Raw genomic sequence first — 14,480 nt, 5'->3', positions numbered from 1 at the left:
ATGGTCCTACGCTGCATGGAATCCCTGCAGATACCCTATCGCGCCGTGGTCATCGGCGCCACGGGCGGCCTCGGTGCCGCGTTTGTCGACCACCTGGAGAACGACCCGAACTGCGAACGCGTGGTCGGCCTCGGACGCCAAAGCACCCCGCCCGTGGACCTGCTCGACGAGGCCAGCATCGAACACGCCGCCACCTGGCTGCGAGACCAGGCAGCCGAGTGGGACTTGATACTCGACGCCACCGGGATCCTGACCATCGACGGCCACGGCCCGGAGAAGCGCCTGCGCGATCTCGACCCGACGATCATGGGCCGTGCCTTCGCCATCAACGCCATCGGCCCTGCATTACTGTTCAAGCACCTGGCACCCCTGCTCCCGCGGGGCCGCAAGGGCATCCTGGCCACCCTCTCGGCCCGGGTGGGCTCCATCGAAGACAACCACCTGGGCGGCTGGGTGAGTTATCGCGCCTCCAAGGCCGCGCTCAACCAGATCGTGCGGACCACGGCCCTGGAACTACGCTTCAGCCATCGCCATGCGCTGGTGATTGCGCTTCAGCCTGGCACCTGCGACACCCGTCTGTCGGAGCCGTACCGGTCACGCGCCCCGGAGGTCCTCAGCCCCGAATACGCAAGCGAACGTCTGCTCGGTGTCCTGGACCATCTGGAGGCCGACCAGTCCGGCAGCTTCCACGACTTCGAGGGCCAGCGCCTGCCTTTCTGAACGCTCACCCGCCACAACCATGATCTGCATCAACAACCGCTAATACCGATGGCGGGATAGTGCCTGCGAACATACACCGATTCGGAGGCTCGACATGCAACGTTCCACCACCCTGCGCGCTCTGACCCTGGCCGGCCTGCTGGCCCCCGCAGCCATGATCCCGGCCCACGCGACCGCTGCCAACGCCGATGTCTCCGCTGGCGACTGGCTGCTGCGCGGCGGCCTGACCCACGTGGCCCCCAAGTCCGACAACGGCAACCTGCCAGGCCTCACAGGCAACCCCTCCGCAGACGTCGGTTCCAACACCCGCCCGTCCGGCAATGTCACCTACATGATGACCGACAACTTGGGCCTGGAACTCCTGGTCGCCATCCCGTTCAAGCACGACCTGAATGTAGGCGGCGCAAATATCGGCAGCACGCGCCACCTGCCGCCGACCCTGAGCCTCCAGTACCATTTCAACACCGGGACGGCCGTTCGGCCCTACGTCGGCGCGGGCATCAACTACACCCACTTCTTCGATGAGGACACCACGCCAGCGACCGGCGCGCAGGACGTCGACCTGGATGACTCCTGGGGAGCCGCAGTGCAGGCCGGCATCGACTTTGCCGTGGACGAAAACTGGTTCGTCAACGCCGAGGTCCGCTGGATCAACATCGAAACCGACGTGTCGCTGGGCGGCGCCGACCTGGGCACGGTCGAGATCGATCCCTGGACCTTCGGGATGAACGTCGGCTACCGCTTCTGAGGCTAGCCACGACCGTCTGACGCCAGCCTAGCCGCCGACGTCTCCGACGAGGCCGAGGACCCGCGCAATGCGGTCCTCGGCCTCTTGCGTTTCCAGCCCGCGGGATTTCGGGGCACCCCACACGGGGCCGGGCCACGCCGGGTCCCCCTCGCAGCGTGCTACATGATGCAGGTGCAGCTGCTCCACGATATTGCCAAGCTTGGCCACGTTCAGCGCCTTCGGGGCGAAGGCCTGTTCCATCGCCCGCGCCAGCGCACCGGACTCGCGCGCCAGCTGGATGGCATCCTCGGGGGCCAGTTGATGCAGTTCGCGCACATCGGCGCGACGCGGCACCAGGATGAACCAGGGATAGTCGTGATGATCCATCAACCGCAGCCGCGACAGTGGCCACTCGGCCACAGCCCAGGTATCGGCCTCCAGGCGTGGATCCAGCAGAAATTCATTCGTCATCGTCAAACTCCTGCCATATTCCCGGCTGGGACCAGAGGCCGGTCCGCCATTCGCCGTTCGCGCCGGGCAACAGGTAACTGTAGTGGGATCGATGCCGCAATGCGGCCAACACCTCGCGCCGTGTATCCGCATCCGCCCCGCTGATCACAACTAACCGGGTATCCGGTACAGCCCAGGCCCGCGCACCCGGACCGATCTCGCCTGCATTCGCCAGTGCGACCGGGTCGCTCGGCAAGTCATGCCGCCCCAGCCAGCCGGCCACGGAGGAATGCGAGCCCAGCACGATCCGCATGCCTTCTGCGTCGTCCGCGGAGCCCGGCACTCGACCCAGCCAGGGGGCGACCTCGGAGGGTTCCGCATCCTCCAGCGCCACCACCCGGGCTTCCGGGTCCAGCGCCCCCTGACGCAGGATGGCGGGCGACTCGTCCGCTGCCAGATGGCGGAACATTCGCCAGTCGGGGTCGATGGCAATGGCCAGGGGTCGGCTGGAGGTCTCCAGCGAAATCCCCTTCTCTGCCGCATTCAGCTCGACCCAATGCGTCTCGCGGCCGTTCTCGGTTTCCAGCTCCAGCGGCACATACAGCTCCCAAGGGGCCTGCTCGTCGCGTTGTTGCAGCCGGCCCTGTACTCGCCAACCGTCTCCCCGCGCCTCGCGGCGCAGTCCCGTCAGTTCCAGCGCAGGCGCGCCAGCGCGCTCTACCCACTGGGAAAAGAAGGGCCGCAGGTCTTCATCCGTCGTTCCGTCGAACGCCCCGATCACGGCGTCCCAGTCCGCCTCGCGAAAGCGCCATTCGTCGTACAGGGCCCGCGCACCCGACAGCAGCGCCTCGCGCCCGATTCGATCCTCCAGCATTCGCCACAGCATCGCGCCGCGGTGATAGCCGGCGATGCGAGCCGCCCCGGAATTGCCACCCCGGAAGCTCCCGTGCGCGCGATCTTCCCCGGCCGGCAAGGCCGCGTAATCGCGCAGCCACTGGCCCCGTTCGTCCCGCCCTTCGCCGCGGTCACGCTTGAACTGATAGTCGGCCATGTAGGTCGTCAGCCCTTCCGACCAGTTGCCTGCGGAATAATCCACGTACACCCCGGTTCCCCACCAGGCGTGCAGGACCTCGTGGCCCAGCGAGGTGTGCGGAATGAATGGCAGCGGAATCACACGCTCCCCCAACAACGTAAAGCCGGAAAACGCCAGCCCCACGGGCTGCGGACTCGCGGCGATCGTGAAGGTCGCAAACGGGTACGGGCCGATCTCGTCATTGAAGCGCTGCAGGTATTTGGCCGCCTGCTCGCGATAGGTCTCCCCGAATCGCTCCTCGAGGCCGACCGGAAACAGGGTGCGTACCTCCACATCTCCAACCCGCCGCTCGGCCGACTCCCAGGGGCCGGTGGCGACCGCCAGGGCTCTACCAGCGGGGTGCTCGAACGTGGCATGGTATTCGTCACCCCGGCGCTCTTCGGCCACGCGGGAGCCGGACGCCACCCCGAGATGGCCACCAAGGCTCTTCAATTCGATCCGCACTGCGTGGGGCTCGGCATCGGGCCGGCGCGGATACCAGTCGGCGCCCGGCGGCAGATACCCGCCGTCCGGGCCCAGATATCCGCTCCCGGGACGTGCCTGGTCCGGTGCCGAAAGACGCGCCCCATAGCGGATCGCCAAAGGCCCGTCATCCGCGGCCGGCTCGCGCGCCAGTTCCAGCCAACCATCCTCGCTGCGGTCGAACTCGACTACCTGCCCGCCGAGCGTCACCGCATCCACGGCAATGCCCGGATCCAATCGGAACCGGCGCAGCGAGGCCGGGTCGATCCGGGCCGGATCCGCCTCGAACCGCCCCTCCAGTTGCGCCTGGCTGGGATCCAGTTCCACCTCCAGCGTCACACCATCGTATGCCGTGTCGGCCGAAGCCGCTCCACTGGCCAGCCACAAGACAACACTGCACACCCACAACCCCAGGCGCATGCGTCAGTCCTCGCGCGGGAAGCGTGCCACGCGCTCTAGCCGCTCGCCCTCACGCTCGATCTGCAGTGGCAGCCACATGCCCGGTGGCGTCGCTTGCACCACGCGTTGCAGATCGCCAGCGGCGCGGATGGTCTGTTCGCCTGCCCGCAAAACACGATCTCCAGCCACCAGGCCGGCCGCCTCACCGACCGACCCCTCCTGCACGCGCAGGATGCGAATCCCCGGCGCGTCATCGGACTCCAGGTGCACGCCCAGCATCAAACTCGAGCGTTCAAAACGCTCGTCGTGTGGCACGCCGAAGACGGCGTCCGCAAGCGCCGGATCGCTATCCGCACAACCGCCGGGCTCGCGCGGCAACAAGACCGCGGCCTCGGTCACGCCCAGATCGGCAAGTTGATGCGGCACCCCATAGCCGTATTCCAGGTGCCCGGAGCCAATGATCGCGGCCACCAGTTGCGGCGTATCGCCGCCCGCCTTGATGCGCGCCGCAATCCCGCCAGCCATCATCCGATCCCACGCCAACTGCGTCGCGATAAACCGCTCCGAGTCCGGTCCCATGCCCGCTGGGTGACGTTCCAGCACGGCTTCCAGATAGTCACGGTAGCCCTGGCTCGCCGCGGCCGGGGCCGACACCCCATCGCGCGTATCGGCATCCACGGTATCCCAGCCCTCGTGACCCAGACGCTGGATATACTCCCGCTCCAGGTTCAGCGCCAGCAGCGGCACGTCGTGGACGCGGGCAAAGTGCAGGATCGGCCAGTACAACTCCGGGTCGAAACCCCAGTGCTCGTACCAACCGCTCTTCTCCAGGAATGCCTCCGGGTCCAGCTCGCCCGCGACCCAGGCATCCAGCACCGGCTGCCTGGAGCGGGGCAGCATCTCCAGCCCGATCACCATGTCCGGGCGCTGACCATGCAGCGCAGAAAGCGTGCCCAACTGCCAGCGATGATGATCCATCCGGTCGTGGCGCTCGCCCAGCAACACCACCTCGCGGGTGGCAAGCTCGGCATACAGCGCGGCGGCATCCAGCGGCTCGCCCGCCGGCGTGGACCACACCCCCGGAGCCGGACAATCACTGCCCGCCTTCACGGTACCCGCCAACAAGGCCGCCAGAAGGCCAACCGCGCCCACCCATGTCCCCACCCGAAAACCCGCCTGCATGCAGTACTCCTCGTTGCGAACCCACTACGCGCGGGAGCATTTTCCAACGCCCACTTTTCCACGAACCCGGAGCCCGGGGCCCGGCACGGCCAAACTATCCAGAAGACCCTGCGGCGCCTCCAGCGTTCCCCCGAGACCTCCGCTCGGTTAGCCTGAAAGGATGAGCACACCCCCGCAAAACCCACGCCACCTGGCCTGGCTGGATCAGACCATCGGTGTCCTGCGATCCCTGATCATCTATCGCCGGCCCGGACGCCAGCGCGGACTACAGCATATGTATGCCCCGTTTATTCAGTCCGGGGATCTGGTGTTCGACATCGGAGCCCATGTCGGCGACCGCACCCGCGCCTTCGCCGATCTTGGCGCGCGTGTGGTCGCACTGGAACCGCAACCGCAGCTCCTGCCCTGGCTGCGCCGCGCGGTGCGCGGGCGCCCGGGCATCTCGATTCGGCGCGAGGTGGCCGGGCCACGTCCTGGTACCGCACAGCTGCAGGTCAGCCGACGCCACCCGACCGTCTCCTCCGCCTCGCGTTCCTGGGTGCGATCACTGCGCACCCGCAACCGCAGCTTTGAACACGTACGCTGGGACGAAGAGATCGCGGTGCCCATGGTCACCCTCGACCAGCTCATCGCCGAATACGGGCCTCCAGCCTTCTGCAAGATCGACGTCGAGGGAATGGAGGCCGAGGTTCTGCGCGGCCTGAGCCACCCCATCTCCGCCCTGTCCTTCGAGTTCGTGGCCGGCGCGCTGGACGTCACCCGCGACTGCCTCGAGCAGATCGCGGAACTGGGCCCGTACGAATACAACCTGATCCGCGGCGAACGCCGCCAGTATCAATTCGCCGACTGGCAATCCGCCGCAGCGATCCTTGCCTGGCTGGAGCGACACGGCGAAAACCTGGGTTCGGGCGACCTGTACGCCCGCCGACACGATGCTTGATGGGGTCGCCTTGACGGAACCAGTGCGAGCGGCAAGGCTGGGCCTATGAACGCCGACAACCTCCCCTGGTGGCAACACCACACGAGCGACGGGATCGCCGCGCTCGCCGCCCGCGATGCGGTCGCGATCCTGCCCCTCTCGGCCATCGAACAACACGGCCCCCACCTGCCGCTGGATACCGACTATCGCATCGGGCTGGGCCTGCTGCAGGCCGCCTGCGAGACCATGCCGGAGGACCTTCCGCTCGCGGTCCTGCCGCCAGTGGCGATCGCCACCAGTACCGAACATACCGGCTTCCCCGGCACCCTGAGCCTGCAGCCCGAAACCGCATTGGCCACCTTGCGGGACATCGGCGACAGCGTGTCCCGCAGCGGCCTGCGGCGCCTGCTGCTCGTAAACAGTCATGGCGGCAATACTGCGATCTGCGACCTCGCTGCCCTGGAGCTGCGCCGGGCCCACGGCATGCTTGTGGTCAAGCATCACTATTTCACCCAGCCCCCGCCGGACGCGCCCCGCATCGCCCCCGACGAGCTTCGCCACGGCCTGCACGGCGGCTTGATCGAGACCGCGATGATGCGGTTCCTCGCTCCCGAGCACGTGCGCATGGAAGCGGCCGCGGACGCACCGTCGCTGGGCGCGGAGCTCGCAGAAAAGCTGGAAGTGCTGGAACCCGAAGGGCGCGCGGCCTTCGCCTGGATGGCGGGTGACCTCCACCCGTCCGGTGTCGTCGGGGATGCCCGCGGCGCAACCGCCGAGTTGGGACAGCAATTGGTGGAGCACTACGCTCGCACCCTGGCCGCGACGATCCGCGACGCCGCGCGGTTCGACCTGACGCAACTCGCGCCCTGAGAGGGAGCGAGGTGCGTCAGCCGCGCTCGGCCTCCGAGGCCAGCAGCTCCTGGAGCCAGTGGCCGCCACGGTCGGCCTTGGTGCTGAGATAGCGCAGGTTGTGCGGATTCAGCTTGCCATGCACCGGCTCGCGTGCCACCACGTCGATGCCACCGGCACGCAGGGCATCCATTTTTCCGGGATTGTTGGTCAATAGCCGTACGCTGTCGATGCCGAGGAACTCCAGCATCTCCACCGCCGCGTCGTAGCGCCGGCCATCGGCCTCGAAACCCAGCTGGCAATCGGAATCGATGGTATCCAGCCCGGCCGTCTGCATGGTATAGGCGCGCAACTTGTTGGCGAGTCCAATGCCACGCCCCTCCTGCGCCAGATACAACAGGACGCCGCCGCCCGAGTCATTGATGGTCTTCACGCCCAGACGCAGCTGATCGCCGCAGTCACAGCGGAGGCTGCCGAACAGATCCCCGGTCAGACAGGCCGAGTGCAGCCGGACCGGTACCGCATCCGGCCAGTCGCGGGGCTCCCCTATCAGCACCGCGACGTGCTCCAGGATCCCGTTGCCCTCGCGGAACAGCATGAATCGAGTGACCGGCGCGTCCGCCAGCGGCACCGGGGCCTCACTGACATAGGCCAGTTCCAGGCGCGGGTGCTTGGCCACCGCGCGCGCCTCCTGCTCGTCAACGTCGAGGAACATGCCATCCGCCAACGCCGTGCGAATGGCCTCCGGCACCGGCTCGGGGACCGGCGCGGCCACCACCGCCGGCAACAGACGCCCCGCACGCACCAGCTCCAGGGCCGCGACCTCTGCGGGAAGCGCACGAACCACCGTGGGCTGCCCAATCGCGGCGTACGGGTGGGTGGTCTCGTTCGAGGCCTCCGGGGCACTGGCCAGTGTAAACAGGGCCTCGGGATCGGTATTCGGAGCGAATTCCAGGGCCACACCTTCCCAGCCTTCCTGCAGCGGCTGGGACCAGCCCATTGCAGAGGCGCGGTGCGCGGTTAGAATCAGTCGAGGCGCGGACCCGGTCATGTGGGTCAGGCGATCCAGCAACACAGGGGTCAGCCCCTCGACGGCCGCAACGAGTACACTCGACTGCGAACCACTCACCAGGACCGGATGGCCCCGGCGAAGATCAAAGATCCCGCGATCGGCGTTGTGCATCGGGTGCTTCCATACGGAGTTTTGTTTATGACCAGCCCGCAAACCGCGAATTCCCCGGATGCGGTTCCCGGCTTGGCCAGGCAGGTCGAAGACGGCGTTAGCCTACCCCAACTCGCTACTTGCGGTCCCGTAACCCCGAGGATTGCGGCATGACGGCCTATCCGGTAACCGAGGAGCAGGCCTGGCGCTGGCTGCTCGCGCAGCGGGCCGATCCCGGGTGCTGCCCCCTGCCCGGCCCCCTGGCACCGGGTGCCCACGAGTTGCTGGATCTCTACGGCCCGATCGTCGAGGCCCCCAGCATCACCGTGGCCCAGCTCGGCCAGAGCCTGGACGGGCGCATTGCCACCGCGAGCGGCAAGTCGCACTACGTCACCGGCCCCGAGGACATCGAGCGCCTGCATCGCCTGCGGGCCCTGGTCGATGCCGTGATCGTCGGCGCCGGCACGGTCGTAGCCGACGACCCTCGCCTGACCGTGCGCAAGACCGAGGGCCCCAACCCGGTCCGCGTGATCCTGGACCCCGATGGCCGCATTCCCGCTGATGCCCATGTCTTTCGCAATGCCGAGGTCCGGACCATTGTCCTGCACGCGGCCGGGTATGGACCCTGCGGCCTGCCCGAGCATGTCGAATGCCTGGAGATGCCCACCGGGGCCGACGACCGCTTCGACCCCGCCAGGATCCGCGGCCAACTCGCGGAGATGGGCCTGCATCGCCTGCTGGTCGAAGGCGGCGGCCAGACGGTCTCGCGCTTTCTCGAGGCCGACACCCTGGACCGGCTGCACCTGACCATTGCGCCCATGCTGATCGGCTCCGGGCGTCCGGGTGTGACCCTGCCGGAGATCGACTCGCTGGATCAGGCGTTACGCCCGCCTTGCCGTATCTTCCGCCTCGGCGGCGACACCCTCTTCGACCTGGACCTGCGCAGCAAGCCCTGACCCGACCCAGATTCGCTCTTCGCCATCGCGTCACGCGCGATGGCGGGGTGCCTCAAACCAGGTTGTCGCGGATCGCGCGGGAGACCGCGTCCAGCTCCGCCGGGACCTTGGCTGGCTGAATCACGCTCTGGGCGATGGCCGTATCCGGGTCCTTCAGGCCGTTGCCCGTGAGGGTGCACACCACAGTGGAGCCTTCCTGGATCTTGCCCTCGCGGATGTCGCGTAGCGCACCCGCCAGCGACGCGGCAGAAGCCGGCTCGCAGAACACGCCTTCCTTTTCCGCCAGGAGCTTCTGTGCAGCCAGAATCTCGTCGTCCTGGCACTCGTCGAACCAACCGCCGGATTCCTCGCGGACCTTCCACGCCATGTCCCAGGACTGCGGATGGCCGATACGGATCGCGGTCGCCACGGTGTCCGGGTTATCGACCATCGCCCCACGCATGAAGGGTGCGGATCCCGCCGCCTGATAGCCGACCATGTGCGGACGGTTACCCACCATGCCGCCACCGGCATACTTGCAGTGGCCCTTGCAATAGGAACAGGCTTCGGTCACGTCGTCGCTGCTCTTGGCCGCCATCTCGCTGTACCCGATCCAGTGCGCGGTGATGTTCCCCGCGTTGCCCACCGGCAGGCAGTGGTAGTCCGGGGCACGGCCCAGTTCCTCGACGATCTCGAAGGCGGCCGTCTTCTGGCCCTGCAGGCGATACGGGTTCACCGAGTTCACCAGCGTCACCGGCGTATTGGAGGCAACCTCCTTGACCAGACGCATGCCGTCGTCGAAGTTGCCCTCGATCTGGATCACCGTGGCGCCGTGCATCATCGCCTGGGCGAGCTTGCCCAGGGCGATCTTGCCGTCCGGGATCACCACGAACGCGGTAATGCCCGCACGCGCCGCATACGCAGCGGCGGCCGCCGAGGTGTTGCCGGTGGAGGCGCAGACAATCGCCCGCGAGCCCTCCTCGATGGCCTTGGTCACGGCCATGGTCATCCCCCGGTCCTTGAACGACCCGGTCGGGTTCAGCCCCTCGAACTTGACGTAGATCTCGACCTCGCGCGTGAGCTCGCGCGGGATGTTGTTCAGACGGATCAAGGGCGTGTTGCCCTCGCCCAGCGAGATGATGCGCGTGTCGTCGTGTACCGGCAGGCGGTCACGGTAGCGCTCGATCAGTCCGGTATAGCGATGTCCAAAGGCCATGGTGTTCTCTTCGTCGTTGCGAAAGGGATAGAGCGCCAACTAGCGCGCCAGTCCTTCCATGCGGATACGGGTAATCGGGGTCAACAGATGATCCAGGGCCTCGATCGCGGCAATTGCCTCGTTCATCGCGCCCTCTCGAACCTTGTGCGTCAGCATGATGATCGTGGCCTCGCCGCGCTCCGGGTCCGGCTCGCGCTGCAGGATCGCCTCGATGCTGATGCCGTGCTCGCCCAGGATCCGGGTAATGTCGGCCAGCACGCCGGGGCGGTCCTGGGTGCGCAGGCGCAGGTAGAAGGAGGTCTCCACCTCGGCAAGATCCAGCACCGGTTTGTCCGACAGGGCATCCGGCTGGAACGCCAGATGCGGCACGCGGTTCTCCGGATCGGTGGTCAGGGCGCGCACCACGTCGACCAGATCGGCCACCACTGCGGAGGCGGTCGCCTCGGCCCCGGCCCCGGCGCCGTAATAAAGCGTCGGGCCGACGGCGTCGGCATGCACCAGCACGGCGTTCATCACGCCGTCGACGTTCGCGATCAGCCGGCGCTCCGGGATCAGCGTCGGATGCACCCGCAGCTCGTAGCCCTTCGGCGTCCGCCGGGCGATGCCCAGGTGCTTGATGCGATAACCGAGTTCGGCGGCGAAGCCGACATCCTCGCGGGTGATATCGCTGATCCCCTCCACCGCGACGCGGTCGAACTGGAGCGGGATGCCGAAGGCGATCGAGGCCAGGATAGCCAGTTTGTGCGCGGCGTCGATCCCCTCCACGTCAAAGGTCGGATCGGCCTCGGCATAGCCCAGTGCCTGGGCCTCGGCCAGCACATCCTCGAAGTCGCGACCCTTGTCGCGCATCTCGCTGAGGATGAAGTTTCCGGTACCGTTGATGATCCCGGCCAGCCACTCGATCTGGTTGCCGGCGAGACCCTCGCGGATGGCCTTGATGATCGGGATGCCACCGGCGACTGCCGCCTCGAAGGCCACCATCACGCCCTTCTCCTGGGCGCGCTCGAAGATCGCGTTGCCATGCAGCGCGATCAGGGCCTTGTTGGCAGTGACCACGTGCTTGCCCGCGTCAATCGCGGCCAGTACCAGGCTCAGGGCGAGATCCGTCCCGCCCATCAGTTCGACGACAACCTCGACCTCCGGATCGTTGACGACCTCGGCCGGATCGGTGGTCAGGCGGATCTGCGAGCAATCGCATTCGCGCTCGCGCTGGATGTCGCGCGCGGCGGCCGCCACGACCTGAATGTCGCGACCCGCGCGGCGAGCGATCTCGGTGCCGTTGCGCGCGAGCACGTTGATCGTCCCGCAGCCGACAGTTCCCAGTCCCAGAATTCCGATCTTTACCGGCGTCATAGCCTTGCTGTCCTTGACGTCGGGCACCAGCGGCGCCCCGTGTTCATTGCGTTGAGGGTCTGCGGCGCTCGAACTAGCTGCCCGAACCCGGATTTTCCTCAGAGGCGTCGGCCAGGATCGAGTCCGCGCGGAACATCGCCTTGATCCCGCGCAGGGCCTGACGCGTACGCTGCTCGTTCTCGATCAGGCTGAAGCGCACGTGGTCGTCTCCGTAGTTGCCGAAACCCACCCCCGGCGAGACCGCCACCTTGGCGTCGCTCAGCATCTTCTTGGCAAACTCCAGCGAGCCCATCTCGCGGTAGGGCTCGGGGATCGGCGCCCAGACGAACATGGTTGCCTTCGGCTTCTCGACCTGCCAGCCGAGCTTGTTCAGCCCCTCGCAGAGGACATCACGGCGCACCCGGTAGAGCTCGCGAATCTCCTCCACGCAGTCCTGCGGGCCTTCCAGCGCAGCGATCGCAGCGACCTGGATGGGGGTGAAGGTGCCGTAGTCGAGGTACGACTTGATCCGCGCCAGCGCCGCGACCAGGGTCGGGTTGCCGCACATGAAGCCGACGCGCCAGCCCGGCATGTTGTAGGTCTTGGACAGGGTGTAGAACTCCACCGCAATGTCCTTCGCCCCCGGCACCTCGAAGATCGAAGGCGCCTTGTAGCCGTCAAAACTGATCTCGGCATAGGCCAGGTCGTGCACGATCCAGATGCCATGTTCCTTGCAGATCGCCACGACCCGCTCGAAGAACTCCCGATCCACGCACTGGGTGGTCGGATTCGCCGGGAAGTTGAGGATCAGCATCTTCGGCTTCGGCCAGGAGTCCTGGATCGCCCGCTCCAGCTCGGCGAAGAAGTCGACATCCGGCGTCAACGGCACATGGCGCACATCCGCGCCGGCAATCACACAACCATAGGGATGAATCGGATAGGCCGGATTCGGCACCAGCACCGCATCGCCCGGCCCCAGGGTCGCCAGCGCAAGGTGCGCCAGGCCTTCCTTGGAACCAATGGTCACGATCGCCTCGGTCTCCGGGTCCAGATCGACGTCGAACCGGGTCTTGTACCAGCGCGTGATCGCGCGGCGCAGCCGCGGGATGCCCTTGGACACGGAATAGCGGTGGGTATCGCCGCGTTGCGCCGCCTCGCACAGCTTGTCCACGATGTGCTGCGGCGTCGGCTGGTCCGGGTTGCCCATGCCGAAGTCGATGATGTCCTCGCCGCGGGCGCGGGCCTCGGCCTTCAACTGGTTCACGATGTTGAAGACGTAGGGCGGGAGGCGCTCGATACGGGGAAAGACGTCGGTCACGGATTCTGGGTCCTGGTTGGGGCCTTGGGGAACGCTTTGCAGGGCCAAAACGGCCCCTCCGGATGCCGCACCGGAAAGCGCGCCAAAGTATAACCCGGGCCCTCGGCTGTCAACGAACCGAGGCTCGGACACCCCGCCGAACGGGGATGGAATCTTGAGCCTGTCGCGGGCTCGGAGTAGCGTAAAGGGATGCTGTTTTCCGAAGTCACCAGCGAAGACTCCTACATCGTGACCGGCTACGAGTCGGGGCGTGTCGGAATCAACCAGTTTGCGCACAGCCGCAGCCTGATCGTGCGCCCGCACGAACTGCGCACCGACTGGCCAGTCGACTCGGTCGAACAACTGGGCGTGGATCACCTGCAAGCAATACTGGACGCGCCGCCCGAGGTCCTGCTAATCGGCACCGGTACGGTCCAGCAATTCCCGGACCGCGCGGTATGGCGTCATCTGCGCTCGCAGGGTCTGGGGGTGGAGATCATGGACACCGCGGCTGCCTGCCGCACGTACAACCTGATCATGGCCGAGGGCCGCGACGTCGCCGCTGCCCTGATCATCAACGGATAAGCGACACGTCATCCTCTAGCAAAGTGGAGGGCTCGGGCGCTTTCCGGCAATCCGCTCAGGAACTCGGCAGGACCTCGTCGCCCTTCATTCCACGCGACTCCAGTAGCTTCCGCAGCCGCTTCAGCGCATCCATCTGAATCTGCCGCACCCGCTCCCGGGTCACGCCGATCTCCGCCCCTACCTGCTCCAGGGTCGAGCGCTCGAAACCGTGCAGCCCGAACCGCCGCACCAGCACCTCGCGCTGTTTGTGGTCCAGTTCTTCCAGCCAGGCATCCACCAGATGATGAAGATCCTGATCCTCCAGCAAAGTGGAGGGCTCGGGCGCATTCACGTCGGCAAGGATATCGGCCAGCGAGCGATCGCCGTCCGGGCCCGACGGCAAATCCATCGAGGTGGAGGGTTCGGACATCGCGCGCAGCTTCTGGATCTCCGCCACCGGCCGGCCCAGGCGCTCCGCCAGCTCTTCCTCGGTGGGGTCGCGGCCCAGTTCCTGCGTCAGGTTGCGCGCAATCCGTGCGTGCATGCGCAACTCCTTGCTCACATGCACCGGAATGCGGATGGTCCGCCCCTGATTCATCAGGGCCCGTTCGATGGTCTGGCGGATCCACCAGGTGGCGTAGGTGGAAAAACGAAAGCCGCGCTCCGGGTCGAATTTTTCCACCGAGTGCATGAGGCCGAGATTGCCCTCCTCGATCAGGTCAAGCAGCGGCAGACCCCGGTTCAGGTAGCGACGGGCGATCTTGACCACCAACCGAAGATTGCACTCGATCATGCGCCGGCGGCCACTCTCGTCTCCCTCGCGCGCCAGACGCGCGTACTTGCGCTCTTCCTCGGGGGTCAGCAGCGGGCGGTATTCGATATCGCGCAGGTAGATCTGGATCGCATCCAGTTCCGCGGGACGGGCGTCGCGCAGGGTTTTCGGCCGTACCGGAGCGCCTTCTTCCGGTTTCAAGCCGGCGGTGACTTCGGGTACCACCGCCTCCGAGACGTCTTCCGGATCCTCGGATTCCTCGATCTTTTCGACCGGATGGGCCAGATCCTCGGGCACCTGGACCGCCTCCTCCGGATCCGGATCGTGGGTCAGGTTGTCGTTGTGCAGTTCCGGAGCGGCCGGTTGCCGGGTCTTGGCCATGTAGTGTCCTGCTCTCGATC

Annotated in this window: 14 protein-coding genes; 6 read left to right on the top strand and 8 right to left on the bottom strand. The window is 66.7% G+C overall.

Annotation, left to right across the window (positions count from 1 at the left end):
* Positions 1 to 15: 15 nt before the first annotated feature.
* Together F622_RS0102295 and F622_RS0102290 are read left to right on the top strand one after the other, a co-directional pair.
* Positions 16 to 720: an SDR family NAD(P)-dependent oxidoreductase gene (locus F622_RS0102295; protein WP_019571246.1), complete on the top strand. Its 705-nt coding sequence runs from the start codon at positions 16 to 18 to the stop codon at positions 718 to 720.
* 94 nt (positions 721 to 814) lie between these two features.
* Positions 815 to 1,468, top strand: a complete 654-nt coding sequence (locus tag F622_RS0102290; RefSeq protein ID WP_019571245.1) for an OmpW family protein — start codon at positions 815 to 817, stop codon at positions 1,466 to 1,468.
* A 27-nt stretch (positions 1,469 to 1,495) separates the two neighbouring features.
* Here F622_RS0102290 and F622_RS0102285 read toward each other — a convergent pair whose 3' ends face one another.
* Genes F622_RS0102285 through F622_RS0102275 form a run of 3 tightly spaced genes read right to left on the bottom strand, consistent with a single transcriptional unit; the run spans position 1,496 to position 5,033 of the window.
* Positions 1,496 to 1,918 carry an HIT domain-containing protein gene (locus F622_RS0102285; protein ID WP_018176866.1) on the bottom strand — a complete coding sequence of 141 codons (423 nt, stop codon included), beginning with the start codon at positions 1,916 to 1,918 and terminating at the stop codon, positions 1,496 to 1,498.
* Entirely contained in the window at positions 1,908 to 3,872 is a 1,965-nt protein-coding gene (locus F622_RS0102280; RefSeq protein ID WP_018650203.1) for a M1 family metallopeptidase, read from the bottom strand. The genes F622_RS0102285 and F622_RS0102280 overlap by 11 nt, the downstream gene beginning before the upstream one ends.
* Before the next feature lie 3 nt (positions 3,873 to 3,875).
* On the bottom strand, positions 3,876 to 5,033 hold the full coding sequence (locus tag F622_RS0102275; protein ID WP_019571244.1) for a ChaN family lipoprotein: 1,158 nt from the start codon (positions 5,031 to 5,033) through the stop codon (positions 3,876 to 3,878).
* Between the two features lie 160 nt (positions 5,034 to 5,193).
* Here F622_RS0102275 and F622_RS0102270 point away from each other — a divergent pair, with 160 nt between their 5' ends.
* Both F622_RS0102270 and F622_RS0102265 read left to right on the top strand, forming a co-directional pair.
* Positions 5,194 to 5,973: an FkbM family methyltransferase gene (locus F622_RS0102270; RefSeq protein WP_019571243.1), complete on the top strand. Its 780-nt coding sequence runs from the start codon at positions 5,194 to 5,196 to the stop codon at positions 5,971 to 5,973.
* A gap of 45 nt (positions 5,974 to 6,018) precedes the next feature.
* On the top strand, positions 6,019 to 6,822 hold the full coding sequence (locus F622_RS0102265) for a creatininase family protein (RefSeq protein WP_019571242.1): 804 nt from the start codon (positions 6,019 to 6,021) through the stop codon (positions 6,820 to 6,822).
* 16 nt (positions 6,823 to 6,838) lie between these two features.
* Here F622_RS0102265 and ribA read toward each other — a convergent pair whose 3' ends face one another.
* Complete coding sequence (gene ribA / locus F622_RS0102260) at positions 6,839 to 7,984, bottom strand: GTP cyclohydrolase II RibA (RefSeq protein WP_018951721.1); 1,146 nt, start codon at positions 7,982 to 7,984, stop codon at positions 6,839 to 6,841.
* A 149-nt stretch (positions 7,985 to 8,133) separates the two neighbouring features.
* Between ribA and F622_RS0102255 the strand changes: the two genes are divergently transcribed.
* Positions 8,134 to 8,919 carry a RibD family protein gene (locus F622_RS0102255; RefSeq protein WP_018145809.1) on the top strand — a complete coding sequence of 262 codons (786 nt, stop codon included), beginning with the start codon at positions 8,134 to 8,136 and terminating at the stop codon, positions 8,917 to 8,919.
* A gap of 52 nt (positions 8,920 to 8,971) precedes the next feature.
* Here the strand turns inward: F622_RS0102255 and thrC are convergent, their stop codons facing one another.
* The 3 genes from thrC to alaC all read right to left on the bottom strand — a co-directional run bounded on the left by thrC (position 8,972) and on the right by alaC (position 12,764).
* Positions 8,972 to 10,114: a threonine synthase gene (gene thrC, locus F622_RS0102250; protein ID WP_026289478.1), complete on the bottom strand. Its 1,143-nt coding sequence runs from the start codon at positions 10,112 to 10,114 to the stop codon at positions 8,972 to 8,974.
* 39 nt (positions 10,115 to 10,153) lie between these two features.
* A complete protein-coding gene (locus F622_RS0102245) occupies positions 10,154 to 11,467 on the bottom strand; it encodes a homoserine dehydrogenase (protein WP_018176874.1) in 1,314 nt (437 codons plus the stop codon).
* Between the two features lie 73 nt (positions 11,468 to 11,540).
* Positions 11,541 to 12,764 carry an alanine transaminase gene (gene alaC / locus F622_RS0102240; RefSeq protein WP_019563739.1) on the bottom strand — a complete coding sequence of 408 codons (1,224 nt, stop codon included), beginning with the start codon at positions 12,762 to 12,764 and terminating at the stop codon, positions 11,541 to 11,543.
* A gap of 189 nt (positions 12,765 to 12,953) precedes the next feature.
* On the opposite strand from alaC, the gene F622_RS0102235 reads away from it, so the two are divergent.
* Positions 12,954 to 13,328 carry an Mth938-like domain-containing protein gene (locus F622_RS0102235; protein WP_019571241.1) on the top strand — a complete coding sequence of 125 codons (375 nt, stop codon included), beginning with the start codon at positions 12,954 to 12,956 and terminating at the stop codon, positions 13,326 to 13,328.
* A 55-nt stretch (positions 13,329 to 13,383) separates the two neighbouring features.
* On the opposite strand, the gene rpoS is transcribed toward F622_RS0102235, so the two are convergent.
* On the bottom strand, positions 13,384 to 14,460 hold the full coding sequence (gene rpoS, locus F622_RS0102230; RefSeq protein WP_018145814.1) for an RNA polymerase sigma factor RpoS: 1,077 nt from the start codon (positions 14,458 to 14,460) through the stop codon (positions 13,384 to 13,386).
* Positions 14,461 to 14,480 lie beyond the last annotated feature (20 nt).

Origin of the sequence: Thioalkalivibrio sp. ALMg3 (genome assembly GCF_000381225.1) — a bacterium.
In the GTDB taxonomy this organism is placed as follows: Bacteria; Pseudomonadota; Gammaproteobacteria; order Ectothiorhodospirales; family Ectothiorhodospiraceae; genus Thioalkalivibrio; species Thioalkalivibrio versutus.
The sequence above is the reverse complement of the archived record's forward strand: the minus strand, read 5'-3'. Positions and strand labels throughout refer to the sequence as shown.

Coding starts and splice junctions, on each gene's coding strand:
- F622_RS0102295 (WP_019571246.1), top strand. CDS start 16: ATGGAATCCCTGCAGATACCCTATCGCGCCGTGGTCATCGGCGCCACG.
- F622_RS0102290 (WP_019571245.1), top strand. CDS start 815: ATGCAACGTTCCACCACCCTGCGCGCTCTGACCCTGGCCGGCCTGCTG.
- F622_RS0102285 (WP_018176866.1), bottom strand. CDS start 1,918: ATGACGAATGAATTTCTGCTGGATCCACGCCTGGAGGCCGATACCTGG.
- F622_RS0102280 (WP_018650203.1), bottom strand. CDS start 3,872: ATGCGCCTGGGGTTGTGGGTGTGCAGTGTTGTCTTGTGGCTGGCCAGT.
- F622_RS0102275 (WP_019571244.1), bottom strand. CDS start 5,033: ATGCAGGCGGGTTTTCGGGTGGGGACATGGGTGGGCGCGGTTGGCCTT.
- F622_RS0102270 (WP_019571243.1), top strand. CDS start 5,194: ATGAGCACACCCCCGCAAAACCCACGCCACCTGGCCTGGCTGGATCAG.
- F622_RS0102265 (WP_019571242.1), top strand. CDS start 6,019: ATGAACGCCGACAACCTCCCCTGGTGGCAACACCACACGAGCGACGGG.
- ribA (WP_018951721.1), bottom strand. CDS start 7,984: ATGCACAACGCCGATCGCGGGATCTTTGATCTTCGCCGGGGCCATCCG.
- F622_RS0102255 (WP_018145809.1), top strand. CDS start 8,134: ATGACGGCCTATCCGGTAACCGAGGAGCAGGCCTGGCGCTGGCTGCTC.
- thrC (WP_026289478.1), bottom strand. CDS start 10,114: ATGGCCTTTGGACATCGCTATACCGGACTGATCGAGCGCTACCGTGAC.
- F622_RS0102245 (WP_018176874.1), bottom strand. CDS start 11,467: ATGACGCCGGTAAAGATCGGAATTCTGGGACTGGGAACTGTCGGCTGC.
- F622_RS0102235 (WP_019571241.1), top strand. CDS start 12,954: ATGCTGTTTTCCGAAGTCACCAGCGAAGACTCCTACATCGTGACCGGC.
- rpoS (WP_018145814.1), bottom strand. CDS start 14,460: ATGGCCAAGACCCGGCAACCGGCCGCTCCGGAACTGCACAACGACAAC.